Origin of the sequence: Isoptericola sp. NPDC056605, assembly GCF_042792795.1 — a bacterium.
Taxonomy (GTDB): Bacteria; Actinomycetota; Actinomycetes; order Actinomycetales; family Cellulomonadaceae; genus Isoptericola.
The window spans coordinates 53,592-75,948 of sequence record NZ_JBHTVT010000019.1 but is presented as its reverse complement, the minus strand read 5'-3'; the positions used below and the strand labels follow the sequence as shown (position 1 = coordinate 75,948).

Sequence of the window (22,357 nt, the reverse complement as noted above, 5' to 3'; positions counted from 1 at the left end):
GATGCTAGGCCCCGCGGCAGGCTGGGGGCATGCCCACGACCCGCCGCGCGCTCGCCGGCACGACCCTGGCCGTCGCCGGCGTCGGCGCCGCGCTCCTGACCCGGCGCATGACCCAGACCTGGGGCACGGCCGCCCTGGAGGCCGACCAGCCGCTGCCCGGGGACGACCTCGTGCCGTCGGCCGACGTGGTCGCGACCCGCGCGGTTGGCGTCCGTACGCCCGCCTCCGCCGTGTGGCCCTGGCTGCTGCAGCTCGGCTACGGCCGCGGCGGGTTCTACTCCTACGACCGGATCGAGCGCCTGATGGGCCTGGACATCCGCTCCGCGGACCGCGTGGTGCCCGAGTGGCAGCGCCTCGGCCCGGGCGACCGGGTGCACCTCGCCGAGGGCTTCGGGCTCCGCGTGGCCGCGCTGGAGCCGCGGCGCCACCTGGTCCTGCTGGGCGACGAGGGCGGTCCCGACGGCGCGCCGCCCTTCGACTTCTCGTGGGCGTTCGTGCTGTGCCCGTGGCCCGGACGGTCCGCCGGGACGCGGCTGCTCGTGCGGGAGCGGTACCGGTCGCACGGCGTCGCGGGGCGGCTCGTCGTCGAGGCCACGCAGGTGGCGAGCTGGGTGATGTCGGCCGCGATGCTGCGCGGCATCCGGGACCGCGCCGAGGGGCGAGCGGACCGGCGGGGCTCAGGCGCGTCGCCCGTTCGGTGACTCGCTGTGATGGCCCGCGACGCGTTCGAGACCACCTTCGACGGCCGACCGAGAAGCGGACGGACCCGCCACGGCTTCTCGGGCGCACGTCAGGGGTTCAGCAGCCGGCGCGTGTGGTCGTCGGCAGGCAGGAAGGTCTCGAGGTGCAGACCGTCGAGGGTGACGTCGGAGGCGCTCTCGATCTGGCTGGCCACGCTGAACATCCGGAGCACCTCCCCACCCGCTTCGATCTCCAGCGGGACGACAGGGTCGGCCGATGGTCGGGTGGGGGGCTCACCGTCGCAGGGGTAGTCGACGACGTCCTCCCGGAGCGCGACCAGGTCGTGGTCGCCGCCGGTGCGGGCGATGCGCTGCTGGAGCTGGTGAAGCAGGTGCTCTCGCCAGGTGGGCAGGTTGCGGATGCGTGGTGCGAGTCCTCGCGGGTGTAGGCAGAGCCGGATCACGTTGAGCGGAGGCTCGAGCAGCCTCGGGTCGCAGCCGGCGACCAGCGCGTCGACGGGCCGGTTGGCGTCGACCACGTCCCAATGGTCGTCGAGGAGCAACGCCGGGTACGGCGCGTGGGCGTCCAACAAGGTGCGCAACCCGGCCATCACCGGCGCGAGCGCCTCGTCGTCGGTGGCACGGTGCGCGTAACGGGGAGCGAAGCCCCCCGCGAGCAGGAGGCGGTTCTGCTCGCCCAGGGGTACCCGCATCACCTCGGCCAGCCGGAGGATCATCTCCGGGGTCGGCCGGGATCTTCCGGTCTCGACGAAGCTCACGTGCCGGGTGCTCACCTCCGCCTGGGTGGCGAGCGCGAGCTGGCTCAAAGATCGCAGCTCACGCCAACGGCGCAGTTCGTTGCCGACCGATGGAGCCATCACCGTCGAGGTCATGGGAGGAGCGTAGGCAGCACCTGTCGAAGGCGACCATGACCTCAGAGGTCATCGACCGGACGGTTGACGAGCGGCGAGTCTTCGGGTGCAACGTCATTCGAGAAGGGAAGACGCCATGAACGAGATCGTGACCCGCTACCTCGACACCTGGAACGCCACCGACACGTCGGCCCGCGCCGAGCTCCTCACCAGCCACTGGGCCGAGGACTGCGCCTACGTCGACCCGCTCGCCGAGGCGCAGGGCCGCGAAGCGGTCGAGACGACCATTCAGGCTGTCCAGGCTCAGTTCCCCGGCTTCGTCTTCACCCCCGTGGGCGACATCGACGCCCACCATCAGCAGGTCCGCTTCCAGTGGGGCCTCGGACCGGCCGGCGAGGAGCCGGTCGTGATCGGCTTCGACGTCCTCGTGGTCGACGCGGACCAGCGCATCCGCGACGTTCGCGGCTTCCTCGACAGGGTTCCTGCCTGACGCCTCGCTCGACCGACGCCCACGACGTCCGACGAACCCTGTGACCGGAGGCCGCCGCGTCAAGAACCGCGTCAAGAGCCTGGCGCGGCGGCCTCCGGCAGCGTCCGCAGCACGAGGTCGAGGACCGGACACGCGGTACCGGGAAGACGTCACCTGGTCGGTCTGCCGCGCGCCTCGACGCGCGTCGAGGAGACGCGTCCTAGCGCTGGGCGCGCCCGCTGGCGTACAGGCAGACGGTCGCGGCGGTCGCGAGGTTGAGCGACTCGGCCTGGCCGCGGATCGGCACGCGCACGACCGCGTCGGCGAGGGCACGGTCGGCCTCGGGCAGACCCCAGGCCTCGTTGCCGAAGACCCATGCCGTCGAGCCGGAGAGGTCGGGCTGGTCGGGCTCTCGCGAGGCCGCGCCCGCGACGTCGAGCAGGTCGTCCAGGTCGTGGGTCCCCGCGCCGTCGGCGGCGAGGACGACGCAGCCGGCGGACCGGAGGACGGCGACGGCCTCGGCCAGCGACGCCCCGGTGACGACCGGGAGGTGGAAGAGCGAGCCGGCCGTGGACCGCACCACCTTCGGGTTGTGCGGGTCGACGCTGTGGCCCGCGAGGACCACCAGGTCGGCGCCGGCGGCGTCGGACGCGCGGATCACCGTGCCTGCGTTCCCCGGGTCGCGCACGGCGGCCAGCACGGAGACGAGCAGCGGGCGCCCCTCGGCGGCCCGCGCCGCGGCCAACGACGCCACCGCCTCGTCGAGTCCGTACGACCGTGCCCGCACGACCGCCAGGACGCCCTGGGCGTCGGGGCTCATCGCCTCCAGCACCTCGGGCGTCCCGACGTGCAGGTGCAGCCCGGCGTCGAGGGCGTCGCGCAGGATCTCGTCGTAGCGCTCGGCCGCGGCGGGCGTCAGATAGACGTCCCGGACGTCGTGGGCCGCGTGGCGGACCGCCTCGCGCACGCCCTGAGGGCCCTCGACGAGGAACTGCGCGTGCCGGGAACGCGCAGGACGCCCGGACAGCGCCCTGACCTGCTTGACCCGGTCCGCCCGCGGGTTCGCGAGCGTCACGTCGGGGATGCCTGAGATCATGCGCGGCATCGACAGGTCGGGGGTGTCCGGGCGTCCGGGTGCTGAGCGGTGGCTCAGGCGGCCTTCGGCGCGTTGACGTCGGCCGGCAGCGCGTCCTTGGCGACCTGGACGAGCGCGTTGAACGCCGCCACGTCGTTGACCGCGAGCTCGGCGAGCATGCGACGGTCGACCTCGACCTCAGCGGCCTTGAGGCCCTGGATGAGGCGGTTGTAGGTCAGCCCCTGCGCGCGGGACGCAGCGTTGATGCGCTGGATCCACAGCTTGCGGAAGTCGCCCTTCTTCGCCTTGCGGTCGCGGTACGAGTAGACGAGGGAGTGGGTGACCTGCTCCTTCGCCTTCCGGTACAGGCGCGAACGCTGGCCGCGGTAGCCGCTGGCGCGCTCGAGGGTCGTACGGCGCTTCTTGTGGGCGTTGACCGCCCGCTTCACGCGTGCCACGTGATGCTCCTTGCAGTGTCGGGTCGGAAGTGGACCCGGCGGCCGTGCTCCTCGGTGTCACCGGGAGCGGGTGGCCGCCGAGGGCTCACTTGCCGAGCAGCTTCTTGATGGTCTTGACGTCGGCGGCCGAGACCACCTGGTCCTGGGCCAGACGACGCGTGCGGCGGCTGGACTTGTGCTCGAGGTAGTGGCGAGCGTTCGTCTGCTCACGCATGATCTTGCCGCTGCCGGTGACCCGGAAACGCTTCTTGGCGCCGGAGTGCGTCTTGTTCTTCGGCATGACTGCCGTCTCTCCTCGTGTCGGTCACCCGCCGGCCGGCGGGGACGTGGTGCGGACCGGGGCCGGCGAGCGGCCCGGTGCCAGATGGTCGTGTGTGTTCGGCCTCAGCGCCCTGCGCGGGGGCTCGGCTTCGGCGGCCGCGGCGCGGCCGGCCGAGGGGTGCTCGGCTTCGGCGTCGCGGGCTTCGGCGTCGCGGCGGCCGGCTTCGGCGCAGCGGCCGGCCTGGCCGGAGCAGCGGCCGGCTTGGCCGGAGCGGCGGCCTTCGCCGGAGCAGCGGCGGGCTTCTCCTCGGCGACCGGTGCAGGGGTCGGCTGCACGGCCTCGGGGGCCGGCGCCTCCTGCACCTCGACCTCGGGCTGCGTCGGCTCGGGCTCCGTCGGCTCGGGCTCCGGCGTCGGCTGCGAGGGCGCAGCCTGGGCGCGGGCCTCGGCCTTGACCTCGGACTTGGTCTTGCGCTGCGCGTTGATCTCGCTGGACCGCTTGCGCTGCTCGACCTTGGCGTCGGCCTTCTTCTTCACCGGACCGAGCACCATGGTCATGTTGCGGCCGTCCTGCTTCGGCATCGACTCGACGAAGCCGAGGTCCGACACCTCCTCCGCGAGGCGCTGCAGCAGGCGCACGCCCATCTCGGGGCGGGACTGCTCACGACCACGGAACATGATCATGACCTTGACCTTGTCGCCGGCCTCCAGGAAGCGCACGACGTGGCCCTTCTTGGTGCCGTAGTCGTGCGGGTCGATCTTCAGGCGGAACCGGATCTCCTTGAGGACCGTGTTCGCCTGGTTGCGCCGCGCCTCGCGCGCCTTCATGTCCGACTCGTACTTGAACTTGCCGTAGTCCATGAGCTTGGCGACGGGCGGACGGGCGTCCGGGGCCACCTCGACGAGGTCGAGGTCGGCGTCCTGGGCAAGCTTCAGGGCGACTCCCGTGGCGACCACGCCGACCTGCTCCCCGCCCGGGCCGATGAGTCGGACCTCGGGGACGCGGATCCGATCGTTGATGCGAGGCTCGCTGATGGTGATGCTCCTAGGAACTCGTCGGTAGACCGCCAGGGACGGGAAAGGCCCCCGACCTGAGCACAGGTGGAGGCCATCTACCGACGCCGGGGCGCGAACGCTCCGACGACCGAGGCGGACGTCCACGAGGGACGTCCGACCGGGACCCGGCTCCTGTCGGCGCCGGGGGCGCTCGGTCGGTGCTCGGGTGGGATGAGATCCACTTGATGCACCTGAGCCCTGCAGACGCTCCGCGGAGCGGCGTACGGACGGACCCAGGTCGGTCAGCTGTCAAGGCTAGCACGGGATCGCCGCCCGTCCGGCCGGTGTGGCGAGCGTCTCGGCCGACCCTGCCACGACCTTTACTGGAATCGTTCCAGAAAGTGTGGCAGGGTCGCGGCCATGACCACGGCGAGGACGGACGAGACGTTGCTGAGGGAGCGGGGCCTGCGCGTCACCGGTTCCCGGCTCGCCGTCCTGCGCGCGCTCTCCGAGCACCCGCACGCCACCGCGGACGACGTCGTGCGCGCGGTGCGGGCCGACCTCGGCTCGGTGTCCGTGCAGGCCGTCTACGACTGCCTGCACGCGCTCACCTCGTCCGGCCTCCTGCGCCGGATGGAGCCGGCCGGGCACCCCGCGCGCTACGAGCGCCGCACCGGCGACAACCACCACCACGTGGTGTGCCGCTCGTGCGGCGCCGTCGCCGACGTCGACTGCACCGTGGGTCACGCACCCTGCCTGACGCCCAGCGCGTCCCACGGGTTCGCCGTCGACCTCGCCGAGGTCACCTTCTGGGGCCTGTGCCCCGACTGTGCCGGACGCTCCGCCGCCGACCCCGTCCCGGCGGCCGGCCACGGCACGACCTTCTGAACCGGAACCCCCCTGAGAAAGGACGTCATCTCATGACGACGCCGTTCACGACGACGCAGACCGGCACCCCGGTCGCGAGCGACGCGCACTCGCTGACCGTGGGCGCGGACGGGCCCACCGTCCTGCACGACCGCTACCTGGTCGAGAAGCTCGCCTCCTTCAACCGGGAGCGCGTGCCCGAGCGCAACCCGCACGCCAAGGGCGGTGGCGCCTTCGGCGAGCTCGTGATCACCGAGGACGTGTCGCAGTACACCCGCGCCGCGGTCTTCCAGAAGGGCGCGACGAGCGAGACGCTGCTGCGCTTCTCCTCCGTCGCGGGCGAGCAGGGCTCCCCCGACACCTGGCGCGACGTGCGTGGCTTCTCCCTGCGCTTCTACACCACCGAGGGCAACCTCGACATCGTCGGGAACAACACCCCCACGTTCTTCCTGCGCGACGCGATGAAGTTCCCGGACTTCATCCACTCGCAGAAGCGCCTCGGCGCCTCGGGCCTGCGCGACGCCGACATGCAGTGGGACTTCTGGACCCTCTCCCCCGAGTCGGCCCACCAGGTCACCTACGTCATGGGCGACCGCGGCCTGTCGAAGTCGTGGCGGCACCTCAACGGCTACGGCTCGCACACCTACCAGTGGGTCAACGCCGAGGGCGAGCGCTTCTGGGTGCAGTACCACTTCCTGTCGAACCAGGGCGTGGAGCACATGTCGGCGGAGGACGCCGAGCGCATCGCCGGCGAGGACGCCGACTACTACCGCCGCGACCTGTACGAGGCCATCGACCGCGGCGAGTTCCCCTCGTGGGACGTCTACGTGCAGGTCATGCCGTACGAGGACGCGAAGACGTACCGCTTCAACCCGTTCGACATGACGAAGACCTGGTCGAAGAAGGACTACCCGCGCATCAAGGTCGGGACGTTCACGCTGAACCGGAACCCGCAGAACTTCTTCGCCGAGATCGAGCAGGCCGCGTTCTCGCCGGGCAACCAGGTGCCGGGCACCGGCATCTCGCCGGACAAGATGCTCATGGCCCGCGTGTTCTCCTACCCGGACGCCCAGCGCCACCGCATCGGCACGAACTTCAACCAGCTGCCGGTCAACCAGCCGCACGCCGCCCCGGTCGCGAACTACATGCACCAGGGCAACATGCAGTACCACTTCAACGGCGCCGAGCACCGCGTGTACACGCCGAACTCGTTCGGCGAGGCCGGCGGCCCCGTGGCCGACCCGCTGCTCGGCGTCGAGGCGGCGTGGGAGTCGGACGGCGCGCTGCTGCGCTCCGCGCAGACCCTGCACGCCGAGGACGACGACTTCGGCCAGGCCGGCACCCTGTACCGCGAGGTCTTCGACGACGGCGCCAAGGCGCGGTTCCTCGAGACCCTCACCGGCCAGGGCCTCGCCATCACGATCGACGAGATCCGCGAGCGGTTCTTCCAGTACTGGACGAACGTCGACGCCGAGCTCGGCGCCAAGCTCCGCGCCGAGGTGTCGGCCGGGCACGTGCCGTCGCCGGCCGCCGTCGGCTCGGGCCCGGACGTCGAGCCCGTCGGCATCTGACGCGACAGGCACGGCGACGCGCGTCCGCCGTCGCCGCTCACCGAGGCCGGGTCCCCGCGGGGGCCCGGCCTCGGCCGTCCCCCGCGGGCCGTCACGGTCCCGCCCGATGCGAAGATGGACCCCATGAGCACCTCGCCCGACGCCATCTCCACCGACTCCGCGACCGCGACCCCCGCGACCCCCTCCACCGCCGACGCCGCGGCCGACGACGCCACCCGTGACATCGCCGACGTCGCCGCGGTCGAGGTCATCACCGCCGCGGCCGTGCACCTCATGAGCGCCGCCGCCGTGAAGTGCGGCCTCGCGGAGGACGCCGACGCCCAGGGGCACCTGGACCTCGACGAGGCGCGGAAGCTGATCACGGCGCTCGCCGCGCTCGTCGTGACGAGCGCCCCCGACATCGGCAACCAGCACGCCCGATCGCTGCGCGACGGCCTGCGGTCCCTGCAGCTCGCGTTCCGCGAGGCGTCGGTCGTGCCGGACGCGCCCGGCGAGGGCCCCGGCGAGAAGTTCACGGGCTCCGTCGTCTGAGATGTCCGCCCCGTCCGCCTGGCCGCCGCCCCCGGACCGTTCGCCACCCCCTGCGGGGAGCGGCGCACCCGTCCGTCGCCGCGACCGCCGCCCGGTCGTGGCGGTCCTGGCCGTGCTGCTCGCCGGGGCGCTCGGCATCGGCGCGTACCTGTGGGTGACCACCACGCGCTGGCAGGCGCACAGCGCGGCCTGGGAGGACGAGGCGCGGGGGTACGCCGACCGGGTGGCGTCCCTCGACGCAGAGCTCGACGCCACCGACGCCGAGCTGGTCGCGGCCCGCGAGCAGCTCGCGACCGCCACGGCCCGCATCACCGACCTCGCCAACGAGAAGGCCCAGCTCGGGGACGAGAACGTCGCCTCGCAGCAGTACCTCGACTACCAGCGGCGCGTGAGCGAGGCGGCGGGCGTCGTGACCACGGCGCTCGGCGACTGCGTCGACGCCCAGTCGCAGCTCATCACGTACCTCGAGGACCGCGGCTCCTACGACGCGAAGGACCTCGACCGGTTCGCCTCCGACGTCGAGACGCTGTGCCGGCAGGCCTCCGAGGCGAACGACCAGCTCGAGCAGGAGCTCGAGCAGTGACCCGACCAGGTACCCGGCCAGGTACCCGGCCAGGCCGCGCGCGCGGCCTGCGCCCGGCGCCGGCCCTCCTCCTCGCCGCGACGCTCGCCGGCTGCGGGGTGCTCCCCGCGCTCCCGCCCGCGGTCCCGGACGACGTCGTCCCGACGCGCGTCGCGCCGTCCGCCCCGGCGTCGCTCTCCCCCGACGACGCGGAGGGCCTGTCCCCCGACGGCTTCGACGCCGTGCAGCGCATGGCCGTGCGGATCCGGAACGTCGGCTGCGACGGCCTGTCGACCGGGTCCGGCTTCGCCGTCGACGCGCACACCCTCGTCACCAACCGCCACGTCGTGGCGGACTCGGAGTCCCTGGAGGTCAGCACCTACGACGGGCGCGACCTGGAGGTCTCCGCCGCGGGCAGCGCATCCCTGGCCGACCTCGCCCTCGTGCGCACCGCGGACCCGCTGCCCAGCTACCCGACGCTCGCGGAGGCCGACCCGCGGCCCGGCGACGCCGTCACCGTGGTCGGCTATCCCGAGGGCGGCGAGCTGACGATCACCGCCGGCGAGGTCATCGGGCCGACGACCGACCCGCTGCACGAGAACCTGGGCGAGGTGCTGCTCACCGACGCCCCCGTCGAACCGGGCTCGTCGGGGTCGGCCGCCCTCGACACGCGGGGACGGGTGATCGGCGTCGTGTACGCGAAGACCTCCGACGGCCGCTCGCTGCTGGTGCCGCTCTCCACCCTGGAACGGCTGCTCGACGACGCCGACGGCTTCCGGGCGCTGCCGCCGTGCGCACAGCCGTCCGGCAGCCCGTCCGCGACGCCCACCGGCTAGGAGGCCCGGCGACGCCGGGTCGGCACGCCGGGTCGGCACGCGGGTCAGCGCGCCGCGCCCACCCGCAGCTCGAGCGAGTCCACGCGGCCGGAGATCACCGTCGAGGCGCCGAGACGGGCGTTCACCTGCGCGAGCACGCGGTCCAGCCCCGGCCGGTCCAGCCCCGGGTCCAGGGCCAGGACGACGGCGACCTCCGCGCGGCGTCCGCGCTCGGCGTGCGCGCGCACCACGTGCTGCACCGGCGCCGCGGCGTCCGCGACCGCGGCCGCGACCTCCGGGTCCACGTCGAGGGCGCCGTCCGGGCCCGCGGGGACCAGCGCCGGGCGCCACTCCTCGCCCTGGGCGAGCGCCCAGACCGCAGGCCGGGGCACGAGGGCGGTGGCCGGCCCGGCCGGGTCCACGACCAGCAGCGACCAGTCCTCGCTCACCGCCGAGAGGGCCGCGCGGGCCGCCTCGACCGGGACGGGACGGGCGTCGGGCCGCCAGGCCGTCATCGCGCCGACCGACGTGAAGACGGGGAGCGCGCGGCGACCGTCGGGCGCCTCGATCGCCACCACGCCGGCCGCGGCCTCCTTGTCGACGTGCAGCTCCTGCGTGCCCGAGGGCCCCTCGTGCTCGACGACGTCGGCGACGGCCAGCTCGGCGAGCACGGGGACCAGCACGCGGGTCGCGGCGAGGCGCCGCACGACGTCCTCCAGCGACCCCGTGCCCGCGGCGTGCGCGACCAGCAGCGCGGCGAGCTCCGGGTCGGCCGAGCCGTCGTCGCCCGCGAACTGCGACGTCGGCTGGATGGACTTCAGGTGGCCCGGCAGGGCCCGGCCGTCCCCGGCCGTCACGGCCGGCCCGCCACGTCGAGCGCCTCGGGCAGCGTGAACGCCCCGGCGTACAGGGCCTTGCCCACCACGGCGCCCTCGACGCCGTCCGGCACCAGGGCGCGCAGCGCCTCGAGGTCCGCGAGCGAGGAGATGCCGCCGGACGCGACCACCTTGGCCGGCGTGCGCGAGGCGACCTCGCGCAGCAGGTCGACGTTCGGGCCGCGCAGCGTGCCGTCCTTGGTCACGTCGGTGACGACGTACCGGGAGCAGCCGGCGTCGTCCAGGCGGGCGAGCACCTCCCACAGGTCGCCGCCCTCCTGGGTCCAGCCGCGGGCGGCGAGCGTCGTGCCGCGCACGTCGAGGCCCACGGCGACGGCGTCCCCGTGCTCGGCGATGACGCGGGCGGTCCACTCCGGGTCCTCCAGGGCGGCGGTGCCGATGTTGACGCGCCGGGCTCCCGTGGCGAGCGCGCGCTCGAGCGAGGCGTCGTCGCGGATGCCGCCGGACAGCTCGACCTGGACGTCGAGCTCCGCGACGACCTGCGCGAGGAGGTCGGCGTTCGAGCCGCGACCGAACGCCGCGTCGAGGTCCACGAGGTGGATCCACTCGGCGCCGCCCGCCTGCCAGTCGCGGGCGGCGGCCAGCGGGTCGCCGTAGGACGTCTCCGAGCCGGCCTCCCCCTGCACGAGGCGGACGGCCTGGCCGTCGGCGACGTCGACGGCGGGCAGCAGCACGAGGCGGTCGGTCATCAGGGTGTCTCCAGCTTCTGGAACGGCAGGTTCGGGTGCGGGGGTGATCGGGTCGACGGCGCTCAGAGCGAGCGGACCCAGTTCTCGAGCAGGGTCGCGCCGGCGTCGCCGGACTTCTCGGGGTGGAACTGCGTGGCGGCCAGCGGACCGCTCTCGACGGCGGCGACGAACCGGGACTCCGCGCCCGGCGCCCCGTGCCGCGCCCAGGTGACCAGCGGCGGCGTGTAGCGCGGGTCCGCGTCGCCGTCGTGCCCCTGCGTGAACTGCTGCGCCGCGTACGAGTGCACGAAGTAGAACCGCTCGTGCTCGACCCCCGCGAAGAGGCGGGAGCCCTCGGGAGCCTCCACGGGCGACCAGCCCATGTGGGGCACGACCGGGGCGTCGAGCCGCTCGACGACGCCGGGCCACTCGCCCAGGCCCTCGGCGCGCTCGCCGTGCTCCACGCCGGCGTCGAACATGACCTGCATGCCGACGCAGATGCCCAGCACCGGGCGACCCCCCGCGAGGCGCCGGTCGATCACCTGGTCGCCCCGCACGGCACGGAGGCCGGCCATGCAGGCGGCGAACGCGCCGACGCCCGGCACGACGAGGCCGTCGGCCTCGGCGGCCCGCGCCAGGTCGGCGGTGAGCTCCACGTCGGCACCGACCCGCTCGAGCGCGCGCACGGCCGAGCGGACGTTGCCGAAGCCGTAGTCGAGCACCACGACGTGGGAGCGTCCGTCCGGGCGCGCGGGCGCCGGCGCGGGGTTGAGGTCGGCCGCGGCGCCGCCGTGCGGCAGCAACGGCGTGATCCCCGCCGCCTCCTGCGCCGCGGTGATCCTGTCCCGGTCGACCGTGCCTGTCGAGTTGCTGGTCGAGTTGCTGGTCGAGTCGCTGGGCGTGTCCGGCATGCGTCTCCCCTACTGCTTCTTGCGGGCCTTGCGCGCGGCGCCCGTGAGCATCCGCATCGCCTTGAAGCGGCCGATGCTCGTCGACGGCACGACGCCCGGCAGGTCGGCCACCGTGAGCTGGCCGGTGACGAGGTCCTCGAGCGCCTCCGGCGCGCCGCCCAGCACCAGGCCCGGGGGCAGCTCGCCCTGCGCCTCGCCGTCGGCGTAGCGCACGCAGGTGAGCTGCTCGCCCCAGCGGGTCACGAGCACCAGCGGGACGCCCGCCACGAGCTTCGAGATCGCCGCGGCGGCGTGGTCGGGGGCATCGTCGCTCGTGTCGCGCAGCACGGCGACGGCGCCCACGGGCGTGGGCACGGCGTCGACGTCGAGCTCCGCGAGCGAGCAGGCGGCCGCCAAGGGCTCCGCGCCGGCGATCTGTGTGATGAGGACCGCCAGGTCGGGGTCCTTGCGGGTGCCGTCGAGACCCGACAGGTCGTCGGGGACCTCGAAGCCCTCGGGCAGGTCGTCGGGCAGGTCCGGCTGCGGCTCGGGCTGCCGGTCGGGATCGGTGGTCATGCGGCTACAGCGCACCCTTCGTGGACGGGACGCCCTCGACGCGCGGGTCGGGGGCGACGGCGGCGCGCAGCGCGCGGGCGAGCGCCTTGAACTGGGCCTCGACGATGTGGTGGGGGTCGCGGCCCGCGAGGACCCGCACGTGCAGGCAGATGCCCGCGTGGTGGGCGATCGACTCGAGCACGTGCCGCGTGAGGGACCCGGTGAAGTGCCCGCCGATGAGGTGGTACTCCTGCCCCTCCGGCTCGCCGGAGTGCACCAGGTACGGCCGGCCGGAGACGTCGACGACCGCGAGCGCGAGCGCCTCGTCGAGCGGCACGGTCGCGTCGCCGTAGCGGGAGATGCCGCGCTTGTCGCCCAGCGCCTCGCGCAGCGCCTCGCCGAGCACGATGGCGACGTCCTCGACCGTGTGGTGCGCGTCGATGTGGGTGTCGCCGGTCGCGCGCACCGTGAGGTCGATCAGCGAGTGCTTGCCGAGCGCGGTGAGCATGTGGTCGTAGAACGGCACGGTCGTCGAGATCTCCGTGCGCCCCGTGCCGTCGAGGTCCAGCTCGACGACGACGCTCGACTCGCTCGTCGTGCGCTCCACGCGGGCCGTGCGGTGCTGCATCAGTCCTCCTCCTCGGGCGCCGTGGCGCCGGTGACCGTCTCGCTGACGACCTCGATGAACGCGGCCCGGAACGCGGCGTTCTCGCCGGGCGTGCCGACGGAGACGCGCAGCCAGCCGTCGGGCCCCGTCTCGCGGATGAGGACCCCGCGGTCGAGCAGGCCCTGCCAGACGGCGTGCCGGTCCTCGAACGTGCCGAACAGCACGAAGTTCGCGTCGGAGTCCGCCACCTGCAGCGGGCGGCCGTCCACGCGCTGCGCGCGCAGCCACGCCACGAGGGCGTCGCGCTCGTCGCGCAGGTCACGCACCTGGGCCCGCAGCTCGTCGTGGTGCGCCAGCGCTCCCCGTGCGGCCGCCTGCGTGACGGCCGACAGGTGGTAGGGCAGCCGGACGACACGCAGGGCGTCGACGAGCGCGGTGGAGGCGGCCAGGTAGCCGAGCCGCAGCCCGGCCGCGGCGAAGGCCTTCGACATCGTGCGCGAGACCGCGAGGTGGGGGTGCGTGCCGAGCAGCTCGAGGGCCGACGGCGTGCCGGGGCGGCGGAACTCCGCGTACGCCTCGTCGACCACGACGACCGCGCCGGCGCGGCGACCGTCGCGCTCGGGGGCGTCGAGCACCTCGGTCCTCGCCGCGGCGTCCAGGATCGCCTCCACCGTCGCGAGCGGCAGCGCCGTGCCGGTCGGGTTGTTCGGGCTGGCGAGGAGGATTACGGACGGGCGGACCTCCTCGATCGTCGCGACCGCGTGGTCGACGTCGAGCGTGAAGTCGGTCTCGCGGCGGCCGGTGACCCAGCGCGTGTGCGTGTCGCGCGCGTACTCGGGGTACATCGAGTAGGTCGGCGCGAAGGACAGCGCGGTGCGGCCGGGACCCCCGAACGCCTGCAGCAGGTGCAGCATGACCTCGTTGGAGCCGTTGGCGGCCCAGACCTGCTCGGGCGCCACCCGCACCCCCGACTCGAGCGCCAGGTAGTCGGCCAGGTCGCCGCGCAGGGCGGCGAAGTCGCGGTCCGGGTACCGGTTGAGCCCGCGCGCCGCCTCGGCGACGTGGTGGGCGATCGTCGCGACCACGGCCTCCGACGGGGCGTACGGGTTCTCGTTGACGTTCAGCCGCACGGGCACGTCGAGCTGCGGGGCGCCGTAGGGCACCTCGGCGGCGAGCTCGGGACGCAGCGGCAGCCGCGCGCCGTCGACGCCGCCCGCGGGTGCGGCGGACAGGGGGGTGGTCACCGCGCCAGTCTACGGAACGGCCGGAGCGCCCGAGGGCGGCGTCCGCCCCTCGACCGGGCACGCGAGCCCGGGTCGGGCCGACCGCTGCCGACCGTGCCGGATCGACCGACCATCCACTTTGTGAAGGATTACACATGCAGCGAACGGCCTGATCGTGCGGCTTGTGACAGCCTTCACAAGGCCCTGGGGCTGCGTCGCGGAGGCATCGCGCCTACCGTCGAGGTATCAGCAGTTCGACATGTGGGCCGCCCGCGAGCGGCCCGTGAGAGGGAGAAGCAGATGAGCACCATGCAGGCCGCGGTCGTCCACTCGTTCACCGAGCCCCTGACCGTCGAGGACCGAGAGATCCCGACGCCCGGCCCGCACGAGGCCCTGGTCAAGGTCGACTACACCGGGGTGTGCCACACCGACCTGCATGCCGCGCACGGCGACTGGCCGGTCAAGCCGAGCCCGCCGTTCGTCCCCGGCCACGAGGGCGTCGGGCACGTCGTCGCCGTCGGCGACCAGGTGACCCGCGTCAAGGTCGGCGACACCGTCGGCAACGCCTGGCTGTGGAGCGCCTGCGGCGAGTGCGAGTACTGCGAGACCGGTTGGGAGACCCTCTGCCCGAACCAGAAGAACGGCGGCTACTCGGTCGACGGCTCCTTCGGCCAGTACATGCTCGTCGACTCCCGGTACGCCCCGATCGTCCCCGAGGGCGTCGACCTGTCGGCCGTGGGCCCGATCCTGTGCGCCGGCGTCACCGTCTACAAGGGCCTCAAGGTCACCGACACCAAGCCGGGCGAGTGGGTGCTGATCTCCGGCATCGGCGGCCTCGGCCACATCGCCGTGCAGTACGCGGTCGCGATGGGCCGCCGCGTCGCCGCGGTCGACGTCGACGACGCCAAGCTCGAGCTGGCGCGCAAGCACGGGGCCGAGGTGACCGTGAACGCGGCCACCTCCGCCGACGCCGCGGCCGAGCTGCAGGAGAAGACCGGCGGCGGCGTCCACGGCGCACTGGTGACCGCGGTCAACGCCCACGCGTTCCCGCAGGCCGTCGGCGCGCTGCGCCGCGGCGGCACGGTGTCCCTCGTGGGCCTGCCCCCGGAGAAGTTCCCGCTGGACATCTTCACCACGGTCCTGTTCGGGCTCACCGTGCGCGGCTCGATCGTCGGCACCCGCAAGGACATGGCGGAGGCCCTCGACTTCTTCGCCCGCGGCAAGGTCGACCCGACCTACACGGTGCGCCCCCTCGGCGACATCAACGGTTTTTTCGAGGAGTTGAGGGGGGGCTCCTTCGACGGCCGGGTCGTATTGCACTTGGGGTGCGGCCGCCCCCCGCCCCCGCGGGGGGCCGGGGGCCCGGGGCCGCGGGGCCCCCGTCGTCCGTGCGCCCCGTCACGCGAGCACGACGTCGTCCCCCGAGACCTCGACCTGGATCGACGGGAGCGGCTCGGGCGCCGGCCCGCCGAGCACCGCGGCGTCCGTCAGCGCGTAGCGCGACTGGTGGCACGGGCACAGCAGCTCGCCCTCGCCGGGCGCGACCGTGCAGCCCGCGTGCGTGCAGATCGCGCTGAACGCGTGCACCTCGCCCTGGGTCGGCTGGGTCACGAGCACGTCCTGACCACCGACCTTCGCGGCGACGGCGCCGCCCACCGGCACGTCGGCGAGCGCGACGACGACCGTGCCCGCGCCCGCCGCGCTCGCGGAGGCCGCGGCCTCCTGCGGCGTCGGCTTCTGCTCGGCACAGGCCGCGAGCACCCCGGCGCCCGCGATCGCGCCCGCCGCCGCGCCCGTGCCGCGCAGCAGCTGTCGGCGGGTCGGGCCGCAGGAGCAGGCGGCCGCGTCGGGCACGGTCGGGCTGGCCTGAGGGCTGGCCTGAGGGCTGGCCTGAGGGCTGGTCGCTGGGCTGGTCGGCATGGCGCCTCCGGTGGGTCGGGCCCCGGCCCGCCGGACGCTTCCGCTGACGGCACCACCGAGGAGTGGGAGCATCATCATCATGGACTCGTCGCACGGCGCGGTGCCACCCCGGCCGCGGCCCACCCCCTCGGCCCGGCCGCCCGTCGCGCGCGGCTGGCGACTCGCGGCCGCGATCGCGGTCCTCGTCTCCGCCGTCGTCCACGTCGTGCTGTACGTCGACGGCTACGACACGATCGCCGTCGTCGGCCCCCTCTTCCTCCTCAACGCCGTGGCGGGCGTCGTGCTGGCCGGGCTGCTCGTGGCCTGGCGGCACTGGCTGCCGCTCGTCGGCGGCATCGGCTTCGGCGGCCTGACGCTGCTCGCGTTCGTCCTGTCGACGACGGTCGGCTTCTACGGCGTCAACGAGACGTTCGCGGGGGCCACCGAGATCGTCGCCGCCGCGGCCGAGGTGGTCGCGGTGGTGGCGTCGTCCGTGGCGCTCCTGCGGGAGTACGTGCGCTGACGGCCTGTGGAGGACGGGCCGGAGCCGTCGGCGGCGCCCCCTACGATCGAAGACGTGAGCCACCCCGACGACCCGTACGCCGACCTCGTGTTCGACCCGACGGACGAGGACGTCCCGCCGCCTGACGACCAGGCGCCCGAGAACGAGAACGAGCACGGCGCCCCGCCCGGGCCGCGGACCGCCCCGCCGCCCGTCCCGTCCCCCGAACCCGCGTCGGCACCCGACGCCGCCAAGCGCGCGAAGCTCGCGATGCTCCGCGGGCTGCTCGACAGCGCGGGCGAGGGCGGCGGCACGCTGCGCGAGCAGGCCGAGGAGTCGCTGCGCGCGCTGGTCGGCCGCGAGGACGCGACGCTGCGGGAGGACCAGTGGCGCGCGATCGAGGCGCTCGTCGCGTTCCGCCGCCGCGCGCTCGTCGTGCAGCGCACCGGGTGGGGCAAGTCCGCCGTGTACTTCGTCGCGACGTCCCTGCTGCGGTCCCGGGGCGCGGGTCCCACCGTCATCGTGTCCCCGCTCCTGGCGCTCATGCGCGACCAGATCGCGGCGGCGTCGCGCGCCGGGATCCGCGCCGTGACGATCAACTCCTCGAACGTCACCGAGTGGGACCAGGTGCACGCGGACATCGCGGCGGGCGAGGTCGACGTGCTCCTGTGCTCGCCCGAGCGGCTCAACAACCCGGCGTTCCGCGACGAGGTGCTCCCCCGGCTGGCGGCCGACGCCGGCCTCGTGGTGATCGACGAGGCGCACTGCATCTCCGACTGGGGCCACGACTTCCGGCCCGACTACCGCCGCATCCGCACGCTGCTCGCCGACCTGCCGCCCGGCATCCCCGTCCTCGCCACGACGGCCACGGCCAACGCCCGCGTCACCGCCGACGTCGCCGAGCAGCTCGGCGTGCACGGAACGGCCGCCGGCGGCGACCCCGTCCCCGACGAGGACGTGCTCGTGCTGCGGGGCGGGCTGGACCGCGAGTCGCTGCACCTCGCCGTGCTCGAGCTCCCCGACCAGCCCACGCGGGTGGCGTGGCTCGTGGAGGCGCTGCAGGACGTCGAGGGGTCGGGCATCGTCTACAGCCTCACCGTGTCCGCCGCCGAGCAGGTGGCCGAGCAGCTCCGGGGCGCGGGGCTGGCGGTCGCGGCCTACACCGGCCGGACCGACCCCACCCAGCGGGAGCAGCTGGAGGAGGACCTCAAGGAGAACCGGGTCAAGGCCCTGGTGGCGACGTCCGCGCTCGGCATGGGCTTCGACAAGCCCGACCTCGCGTTCGTCGTGCACCTCGGCGCCCCCTCCTCCCCCATCGCCTACTACCAGCAGGTGGGCCGCGCGGGCCGTGGCGTGGACGACGCCGTCGTCGTGCTCCTGCCCGGGCACGAGGACCGGGCGATCTGGGACTGGTTCGGGTCGCAGGCGTTCCCCGCCGAGCCGCAGGTCCGCGCCACGCTCGGCGCCCTCGGGGCGTCCGAGGGCGCGCAGTCGACCGCCGCGCTCGAGACGCAGGTCGACCTCAAGCGGTCCCGGCTCGAGACGATGCTCAAGGTGCTCGACGTCGACGGCGCGGTGCGCCGCGTGCAGGGCGGCTGGGTCGCCACCGGCACCCCCTGGGCGTACGACGCCGAGCGCTACGCACGGGTGGAGGCCACCCGCCAGGCGGAGCAGCAGGCCATGGTCGACTACGTGGCCACCTCCGGGTGCCGGATGGCGTACCTGCGCGCCCAGCTCGACGACCCGGAGCTGCCCGACGGCTGGGCCTGCGGCCGCTGCGACCGGTGCGACGGTGTCACGCTGCCCGCCGTCCCCGACGCGGAGGCCGTGGCCGCCGCGCGCGCCGACATGGACCGGCCCGGCGTGGAGGTCGGACCGCGCGCGATGTGGCCGTCCGGGCTGGCCGCCCTCGGCCTCGACCTCAAGGGCAAGATCGCGCCCGGCGAGCGCGCCGAGCCGGGACGCGCGGTCGCCCGCCTCGACGGCCTGGGCTGGTCGGGCCCGCTGCGCGACCTCTTCGCGGCGGGTGCACCCGACGGCGAGGTGCCCGTGCCGCTGCGACACGCCGCCGCGCGGGTCCTCGACGACTGGGACGCCATCCACCCCGGCCGCAGCGACGGCGGCGACGGGGCGGACGACGCGGGCGCGTCCCACGCGATCGAGGGCGTGGTCGCGGTGCGGTCGGCCACCCGTCCGCAGCTCACCTACCACCTGGCCTCGGGGCTGGCCGCCTACCTGGGCGTGCCGCTCATCGGCGCGGTCGGGCCGGCCGCCGGCTCCGAGCAGCCCGACCGGCACGACGTGAACTCGGCGATGCGCCTCGCGGGTGTGGCGCGGCGCCTGCGACCGGAGCTGGGCGACGCCGCCCTGCGCGGCCTGCCGGGCCGCACCGTGCTGCTGGTGGACGACTGGACCGAGTCCGGCTGGACGCTCACGGTGGCCGCTCGGCTGCTGCGCCAGGCCGGTGCCGCGGCGGTGCACCCGTTCGTGCTCGGCGTGCGCTGACGGGTCCGCGCCGCCGCGGCGGCGCCCCGCGGCGGCGCACCGGGGTCAGCCGTTGAGCAGCCCCCGGACGTCGTCGGCCGCGAGCGCCCCGGCGAACGTGCCCGCCGCGTCGTCGAGCACGGCGTCGAACAGCGCGGCCTTGCGCCGCGCGAGCGCCATGACCTTCTCCTCGATCGTGTCCTGCGCGACCAGGCGCGTCACGACGACGTTGCGGGTCTGCCCGATGCGGTGGGTGCGGTCGACGGCCTGCGCCTCGGTGGCGGGGTTCCACCACGGGTCCAGCAGGTAGACGTAGTCGGCCTCGGTGAGGTTGAGCCCGACGCCGCCCGCCTTGAGCGAGACGAGGAACACCGGGGCGTCGCCCTCCTTGAAGGCCCGCACGACGTCCGCGCGCCGGCGGGTGGCGCCGTCGAGGTAGACGACGGGCAGCCCGGCGGCGGTGACGCGCTGCTCGACGCGCCGCAGGAACGACGTGAACTGCGAGAAGACGAGCGCCCGGTGGCCCTCCGCGGCGATCTCGGTCAGCTCGTCGGTCACCACGTCGAGCTTGGCGGAGCCCACGCCCGCGTACGCGTCGTCGAGGAGCGACGCGTCGAGCGCGAGGCGGCGCAGCGTCGTCAACGACCGGAAGATCGCCACGCGGTTCGCGTCGAAGTCCTCCAGCAGCCCGAGCAGCCGCTGTCGCTCGCGCTGCAGGTGGGTGTCGTAGACCTTGCGGTGGTCGGGGGTGAGCGGCACGCGCAGCACGCGCTCGGTGCGCTCGGGGAGCTCGGGGGCGACCTGCTCCTTGGTGCGGCGCAGCACGAGCGGGCGGATGCGCCGCTTGAGGCGTGCGAGCGCGCGGTTGCCGGCCGCGACCACCTGGGGGTCGTCGTCGGCGGCCGCGGCGTCGACCACCCGCGCGGTCTCCGCCTTGAAGCGGTGCATCGACGGGTACAGCCCCGGCGCGACGATCGCGAGGGCCGCCCACAGCTCCATGAGGTTGTTCTCGAGCGGCGTGCCCGTGACCGCCAGCTTGAACGGGGCGCGCAGCAGCCGGGCGGTCTCGTGCGCCCGCGTGCGCGGGTTCTTCGCCACCTGCGCCTCGTCGAGGATCAGCCCGCCCCACTCGAGCGCGTCGAACGCGTCGAACTCGAGACGGAAGACGGCGTACGACGTGACGACCACGTCGGCCCCGGCGGCGAGCTCGGCCAGGTCGGTGCCGAGCGTGCGCGAGGTCGCGGGCATCGCGACCACCCGCAGCCCGGGGGTGAAGCGCGCCGCCTCGTCCACCCAGTTCCCGACCACGGAGGCCGGGGCGACGACGACGAAGGGCGGGGCGTCCGCCGCCGTCGTCCGCGCGTGCGCCAGGAACGTGAGCGTCTCGACCGTCTTGCCGAGCCCCATGTCGTCGGCCAGGATCCCCCCGAGCCCGTGCTGCCACAGGAAGGTCAGCCATTCGAACGCCTGCCGCTGGTACGGCCGCAGCTCGGCGCGCACGCCGTCGGGCACGTCCAACGCCTCCGCGACACGCTCCCCCGCGGCGAGCGCGCGCAGGCCGGCCAGCGCCCGCCGCCAGGCCTCCGCGGCCTCGACGACGTCCGCCACGTCCTCGAGCTCGCCCCACAGCTGCGCGTCGTAGCGGCTGACCCGCGCCTTGCCCGGCCGGTCGCTCAGCGCGGTGGCCTCCGTGATGAGGTCACGCAGGCGGCCCAGCACCGGCTGGTCGAGGCGCAGCCACGACCCGTCGACGAGGAGCAGCCGCTTGTCGCCGCGCGCGAGGGCGGTGAACAGGCGGGCGAAAGGGAGCTCCTTGCCGCCGACGGTCACCGAGACGCCGAGATCGAGCCAGTCGGAATCCCCCGAGGGCGCGCCCGAGACGACCACGCGGGGGGCGGCGTCCAGGTGCAGGTAGTGCGGCACGTCGCCGGCCTCGACGCGCACGTCGCCCGTGGCGGCCAGCGCGGGGAGCACGCCGTGGGCGAGGTCGAGTGCGTCCAGGCCCTTGACGTCCGTCCGGGCGGCGAGGTCGAAGCGCTCGAAGCCGGGCACGCCCCGGACGGTCGCCTGCGCCTTGGCCCGGATCTCGGCCTCGGCCTCCGGGTCCCGCACCGGGTCCGACGTCGCCCCGTCCAGCGCGACGCGACGCACTCTGCCCGCGCCCGGGGTCGTGTGCTCGAGCGTCGGGTACTCGAACGCCCACGTCAGGAGCGCGTGCTCCGGCGACGGGAAGGCGACCTCGGCGACGAGCACCGGGCGCGGCGGGTCGGGCAGCGCGACGGAGCCGTCGGTGACGACGCGCACGGCGCGACGGAGCGCGGGGAGGTGCTCGGCGTAGAGCTCCGCCACGTCGTCGCCCGGCACCTCCACCCGGCCCACGACGACGAGCTCCCGCGCGGCGTCGGACAGCCGCCGCGGCGTGGGCCCCAGCCGGAGCACGGTCCGCCGGCCGGAGGCCTCGACCGCGTACAGGCCGGTGTCCCCCACCGTGCCGAGCGGGGCACCCGGGGCCACGTCGACGCGGTCGAAGGCCACGACCGGGTCCAGGTGCACCCCGCCGTCCGCCGCGCCGACCGCGGTCCCCACCCTCAGGCGGAGCTCCGCCGCGTCCGCCAGGAGCACCTCGTCACGCGCCCCGTGCGCGACGAGCGGGATCTCCAGGTCCGCGGCCTCGGCGAGCAGCGCCCACAGCCCGCGGCCGCCGGCGGCCAGGGGGCGCCAGGCGCGCCGGCCGCGGCCGAACCCGCCCCCGTCGCCGAGGGCGGACCCGAGGTCGGCGAACCAGCGCCGCACCTCGGGCGCGGGCGTGGCCCGCACGTCGGCGAACGCGTACAGGCCGGTGGCCAGCGCCTCCCAGCTCGCCTCGGGCGCGACCTTCCAGCCGGTGCGCCCCGGCACGACCGGCCGCACCGAGAGCTCCGGGGGCAGGCCGCCGAACTCCTCGTCGAGCCGGAACCGCAGCGCGACCGGCAGGGTGCCGCCGTCGCGGGTGCCGTGCGCGGCCGGACGGCGGGACCCGGCGTCCGGGGCTCCGGTCACCGCGGCGAGGCGCCCCCTCCAGCCCACGGGTTCGTCGCCGTCCTCGTCACCGCTGACGGCGGCCACGGCGGTCCCGACCGCCTCGGGCCGGGCACCGACGTGCAGCAGGACGGCTGCGACGTGCTTGCAGTCCGCTCGCACCGGACAGCTGCAGGTCGACCCGTCGTAGGCGTACCGCCCGTCGGCCCCGACGGTGAACGTCACGCGACAGGCGTAGGGCTGCGCCCCGCTGCCCGCGACGCGGGCCGTGAGCGCCCGCGCGTCGGGGTCCCAGTGCCAGGTGCGCACCATGCCCGCACGCTGGTAGCCCTGGGCGCGGCGGAACGCGGCGCTCCCGACGACGTCGCCCACCACGACCGGGTCGAGGCGGGGTGGCGGCGCGGGCATGCGTCCATGCTCGCACGGCCCTCCGACGCGGCCGACGCCGTGGGCCGTGC

General features: G+C 74.8%; 22 protein-coding genes and 1 pseudogene. 10 read left to right on the top strand and 13 right to left on the bottom strand.

Features of this window, described 5'->3' with window-relative positions; all coding sequences use genetic code 11:
• Positions 1-29: 29 nt before the first annotated feature.
• Entirely contained in the window at positions 30-701 is a 672-nt protein-coding gene (locus ACFQ8Y_RS17585; RefSeq protein ID WP_430586281.1) for an SRPBCC family protein, read from the top strand.
• Positions 702-790: 89 nt separating this feature from the next.
• On the opposite strand, the gene ACFQ8Y_RS17580 is transcribed toward ACFQ8Y_RS17585, so the two are convergent.
• Positions 791-1,573, bottom strand: coding sequence for a helix-turn-helix domain-containing protein (locus ACFQ8Y_RS17580; RefSeq protein ID WP_430564204.1), 783 nt, complete (start codon positions 1,571-1,573; stop codon positions 791-793).
• A 115-nt stretch (positions 1,574-1,688) separates the two neighbouring features.
• Here ACFQ8Y_RS17580 and ACFQ8Y_RS17575 point away from each other — a divergent pair, with 115 nt between their 5' ends.
• Positions 1,689-2,042, top strand: coding sequence for a nuclear transport factor 2 family protein (locus ACFQ8Y_RS17575; RefSeq protein ID WP_430586280.1), 354 nt, complete (start codon positions 1,689-1,691; stop codon positions 2,040-2,042).
• Positions 2,043-2,241: 199 nt separating this feature from the next.
• Here the strand turns inward: ACFQ8Y_RS17575 and ACFQ8Y_RS17570 are convergent, their stop codons facing one another.
• From ACFQ8Y_RS17570 to infC, 4 genes are all read right to left on the bottom strand, one after another.
• Positions 2,242-3,117: a TrmH family RNA methyltransferase gene (locus ACFQ8Y_RS17570; RefSeq protein ID WP_430586279.1), complete on the bottom strand. Its 876-nt coding sequence runs from the start codon at positions 3,115-3,117 to the stop codon at positions 2,242-2,244.
• A 53-nt stretch (positions 3,118-3,170) separates the two neighbouring features.
• Positions 3,171-3,554 carry a 50S ribosomal protein L20 gene (gene rplT, locus ACFQ8Y_RS17565; protein ID WP_430552243.1) on the bottom strand — a complete coding sequence of 128 codons (384 nt, stop codon included), beginning with the start codon at positions 3,552-3,554 and terminating at the stop codon, positions 3,171-3,173.
• 85 nt (positions 3,555-3,639) lie between these two features.
• Positions 3,640-3,834, bottom strand: a complete 195-nt coding sequence (gene rpmI / locus ACFQ8Y_RS17560; RefSeq protein WP_079576291.1) for a 50S ribosomal protein L35 — start codon at positions 3,832-3,834, stop codon at positions 3,640-3,642.
• Between the two features lie 104 nt (positions 3,835-3,938).
• Positions 3,939-4,799 carry a translation initiation factor IF-3 gene (infC, locus tag ACFQ8Y_RS17555; protein ID WP_430586302.1) on the bottom strand — a complete coding sequence of 287 codons (861 nt, stop codon included), beginning with the start codon at positions 4,797-4,799 and terminating at the stop codon, positions 3,939-3,941.
• Positions 4,800-5,231: 432 nt separating this feature from the next.
• Between infC and ACFQ8Y_RS17550 the strand changes: the two genes are divergently transcribed.
• The 5 genes from ACFQ8Y_RS17550 to ACFQ8Y_RS17530 all read left to right on the top strand — a co-directional run bounded on the left by ACFQ8Y_RS17550 (position 5,232) and on the right by ACFQ8Y_RS17530 (position 9,178).
• Complete coding sequence (locus ACFQ8Y_RS17550) at positions 5,232-5,699, top strand: Fur family transcriptional regulator (protein ID WP_430552244.1); 468 nt, start codon at positions 5,232-5,234, stop codon at positions 5,697-5,699.
• A 32-nt stretch (positions 5,700-5,731) separates the two neighbouring features.
• The gene (locus ACFQ8Y_RS17545) at positions 5,732-7,249 is read left to right on the top strand and encodes a catalase (protein ID WP_430586278.1); all 1,518 of its coding nucleotides are present in this window, start codon (positions 5,732-5,734) and stop codon (positions 7,247-7,249) included.
• Positions 7,250-7,372: 123 nt separating this feature from the next.
• On the top strand, positions 7,373-7,780 hold the full coding sequence (locus tag ACFQ8Y_RS17540) for a DUF1844 domain-containing protein (protein ID WP_430552246.1): 408 nt from the start codon (positions 7,373-7,375) through the stop codon (positions 7,778-7,780).
• A gap of 97 nt (positions 7,781-7,877) precedes the next feature.
• On the top strand, positions 7,878-8,363 hold the full coding sequence (locus ACFQ8Y_RS17535) for a hypothetical protein (RefSeq protein WP_430552247.1): 486 nt from the start codon (positions 7,878-7,880) through the stop codon (positions 8,361-8,363).
• Positions 8,360-9,178 carry a S1C family serine protease gene (locus tag ACFQ8Y_RS17530; protein ID WP_430552248.1) on the top strand — a complete coding sequence of 273 codons (819 nt, stop codon included), beginning with the start codon at positions 8,360-8,362 and terminating at the stop codon, positions 9,176-9,178. Before ACFQ8Y_RS17535 ends, ACFQ8Y_RS17530 begins: the two co-directional genes overlap by 4 nt.
• A gap of 44 nt (positions 9,179-9,222) precedes the next feature.
• On the opposite strand, the gene ACFQ8Y_RS17525 is transcribed toward ACFQ8Y_RS17530, so the two are convergent.
• From ACFQ8Y_RS17525 to ACFQ8Y_RS17500, 6 genes are all read right to left on the bottom strand, one after another.
• The gene (locus ACFQ8Y_RS17525; protein WP_430586277.1) at positions 9,223-10,014 is read right to left on the bottom strand and encodes an SseB family protein; all 792 of its coding nucleotides are present in this window, start codon (positions 10,012-10,014) and stop codon (positions 9,223-9,225) included.
• A complete protein-coding gene (gene priA, locus ACFQ8Y_RS17520; protein ID WP_429762153.1) occupies positions 10,011-10,742 on the bottom strand; it encodes a bifunctional 1-(5-phosphoribosyl)-5-((5-phosphoribosylamino)methylideneamino)imidazole-4-carboxamide isomerase/phosphoribosylanthranilate isomerase PriA in 732 nt (243 codons plus the stop codon). The genes ACFQ8Y_RS17525 and priA overlap by 4 nt, the downstream gene beginning before the upstream one ends.
• A 62-nt stretch (positions 10,743-10,804) precedes the next feature.
• Entirely contained in the window at positions 10,805-11,446 is a 642-nt protein-coding gene (gene hisH, locus ACFQ8Y_RS17515) for an imidazole glycerol phosphate synthase subunit HisH (protein ID WP_430586301.1), read from the bottom strand.
• A 195-nt stretch (positions 11,447-11,641) separates the two neighbouring features.
• On the bottom strand, positions 11,642-12,187 hold the full coding sequence (locus ACFQ8Y_RS17510) for a hypothetical protein (RefSeq protein ID WP_430586276.1): 546 nt from the start codon (positions 12,185-12,187) through the stop codon (positions 11,642-11,644).
• A gap of 4 nt (positions 12,188-12,191) precedes the next feature.
• The gene (gene hisB / locus ACFQ8Y_RS17505; protein ID WP_430547395.1) at positions 12,192-12,794 is read right to left on the bottom strand and encodes an imidazoleglycerol-phosphate dehydratase HisB; all 603 of its coding nucleotides are present in this window, start codon (positions 12,792-12,794) and stop codon (positions 12,192-12,194) included.
• Positions 12,794-14,017, bottom strand: coding sequence for a histidinol-phosphate transaminase (locus ACFQ8Y_RS17500; protein WP_430586275.1), 1,224 nt, complete (start codon positions 14,015-14,017; stop codon positions 12,794-12,796). The genes hisB and ACFQ8Y_RS17500 overlap by 1 nt, the downstream gene beginning before the upstream one ends.
• Before the next feature lie 279 nt (positions 14,018-14,296).
• On the opposite strand from ACFQ8Y_RS17500, the pseudogene adhP reads away from it, so the two are divergent.
• A pseudogene (gene adhP, locus ACFQ8Y_RS17495) lies at positions 14,297-15,313 on the top strand (alcohol dehydrogenase AdhP); the annotation flags it as partial.
• 81 nt (positions 15,314-15,394) lie between these two features.
• Here adhP and ACFQ8Y_RS17490 read toward each other — a convergent pair.
• Positions 15,395-15,916: a Rieske (2Fe-2S) protein gene (locus ACFQ8Y_RS17490; protein ID WP_430586274.1), complete on the bottom strand. Its 522-nt coding sequence runs from the start codon at positions 15,914-15,916 to the stop codon at positions 15,395-15,397.
• Positions 15,917-15,995: 79 nt separating this feature from the next.
• On the opposite strand from ACFQ8Y_RS17490, the gene ACFQ8Y_RS17485 reads away from it, so the two are divergent.
• Both ACFQ8Y_RS17485 and ACFQ8Y_RS17480 read left to right on the top strand, forming a co-directional pair.
• Entirely contained in the window at positions 15,996-16,418 is a 423-nt protein-coding gene (locus ACFQ8Y_RS17485) for a hypothetical protein (RefSeq protein WP_430563395.1), read from the top strand.
• A 249-nt stretch (positions 16,419-16,667) separates the two neighbouring features.
• Positions 16,668-18,902: a RecQ family ATP-dependent DNA helicase gene (locus tag ACFQ8Y_RS17480; protein ID WP_430586300.1), complete on the top strand. Its 2,235-nt coding sequence runs from the start codon at positions 16,668-16,670 to the stop codon at positions 18,900-18,902.
• A 45-nt stretch (positions 18,903-18,947) separates the two neighbouring features.
• Here ACFQ8Y_RS17480 and ACFQ8Y_RS17475 read toward each other — a convergent pair whose 3' ends face one another.
• Positions 18,948-22,307 (bottom strand): SNF2-related protein, encoded by a 3,360-nt coding sequence (locus ACFQ8Y_RS17475; RefSeq protein WP_430586273.1) that lies wholly within the window; start codon positions 22,305-22,307, stop codon positions 18,948-18,950.
• Positions 22,308-22,357: the final 50 nt, after the last annotated feature.

Excerpts from the sequence above, each read along its gene's own strand:
- ACFQ8Y_RS17585 (WP_430586281.1), top strand. The coding sequence starts at position 30 with ATGCCCACGACCCGCCGCGCGCTCGCCGGCACGACCCTGGCCGTCGCC.
- ACFQ8Y_RS17580 (WP_430564204.1), bottom strand. The coding sequence starts at position 1,573 with ATGACCTCGACGGTGATGGCTCCATCGGTCGGCAACGAACTGCGCCGT.
- ACFQ8Y_RS17575 (WP_430586280.1), top strand. The coding sequence starts at position 1,689 with ATGAACGAGATCGTGACCCGCTACCTCGACACCTGGAACGCCACCGAC.
- ACFQ8Y_RS17570 (WP_430586279.1), bottom strand. The coding sequence starts at position 3,117 with ATGATCTCAGGCATCCCCGACGTGACGCTCGCGAACCCGCGGGCGGAC.
- rpmI (WP_079576291.1), bottom strand. The coding sequence starts at position 3,834 with ATGCCGAAGAACAAGACGCACTCCGGCGCCAAGAAGCGTTTCCGGGTC.
- ACFQ8Y_RS17550 (WP_430552244.1), top strand. The coding sequence starts at position 5,232 with ATGACCACGGCGAGGACGGACGAGACGTTGCTGAGGGAGCGGGGCCTG.
- ACFQ8Y_RS17545 (WP_430586278.1), top strand. The coding sequence starts at position 5,732 with ATGACGACGCCGTTCACGACGACGCAGACCGGCACCCCGGTCGCGAGC.
- ACFQ8Y_RS17540 (WP_430552246.1), top strand. The coding sequence starts at position 7,373 with ATGAGCACCTCGCCCGACGCCATCTCCACCGACTCCGCGACCGCGACC.
- priA (WP_429762153.1), bottom strand. The coding sequence starts at position 10,742 with ATGACCGACCGCCTCGTGCTGCTGCCCGCCGTCGACGTCGCCGACGGC.
- ACFQ8Y_RS17510 (WP_430586276.1), bottom strand. The coding sequence starts at position 12,187 with ATGACCACCGATCCCGACCGGCAGCCCGAGCCGCAGCCGGACCTGCCC.
- hisB (WP_430547395.1), bottom strand. The coding sequence starts at position 12,794 with ATGCAGCACCGCACGGCCCGCGTGGAGCGCACGACGAGCGAGTCGAGC.
- ACFQ8Y_RS17490 (WP_430586274.1), bottom strand. The coding sequence starts at position 15,916 with ATGCCGACCAGCCCAGCGACCAGCCCTCAGGCCAGCCCTCAGGCCAGC.
- ACFQ8Y_RS17485 (WP_430563395.1), top strand. The coding sequence starts at position 15,996 with ATGGACTCGTCGCACGGCGCGGTGCCACCCCGGCCGCGGCCCACCCCC.
- ACFQ8Y_RS17480 (WP_430586300.1), top strand. The coding sequence starts at position 16,668 with ATGCTCCGCGGGCTGCTCGACAGCGCGGGCGAGGGCGGCGGCACGCTG.
- ACFQ8Y_RS17475 (WP_430586273.1), bottom strand. The coding sequence starts at position 22,307 with ATGCCCGCGCCGCCACCCCGCCTCGACCCGGTCGTGGTGGGCGACGTC.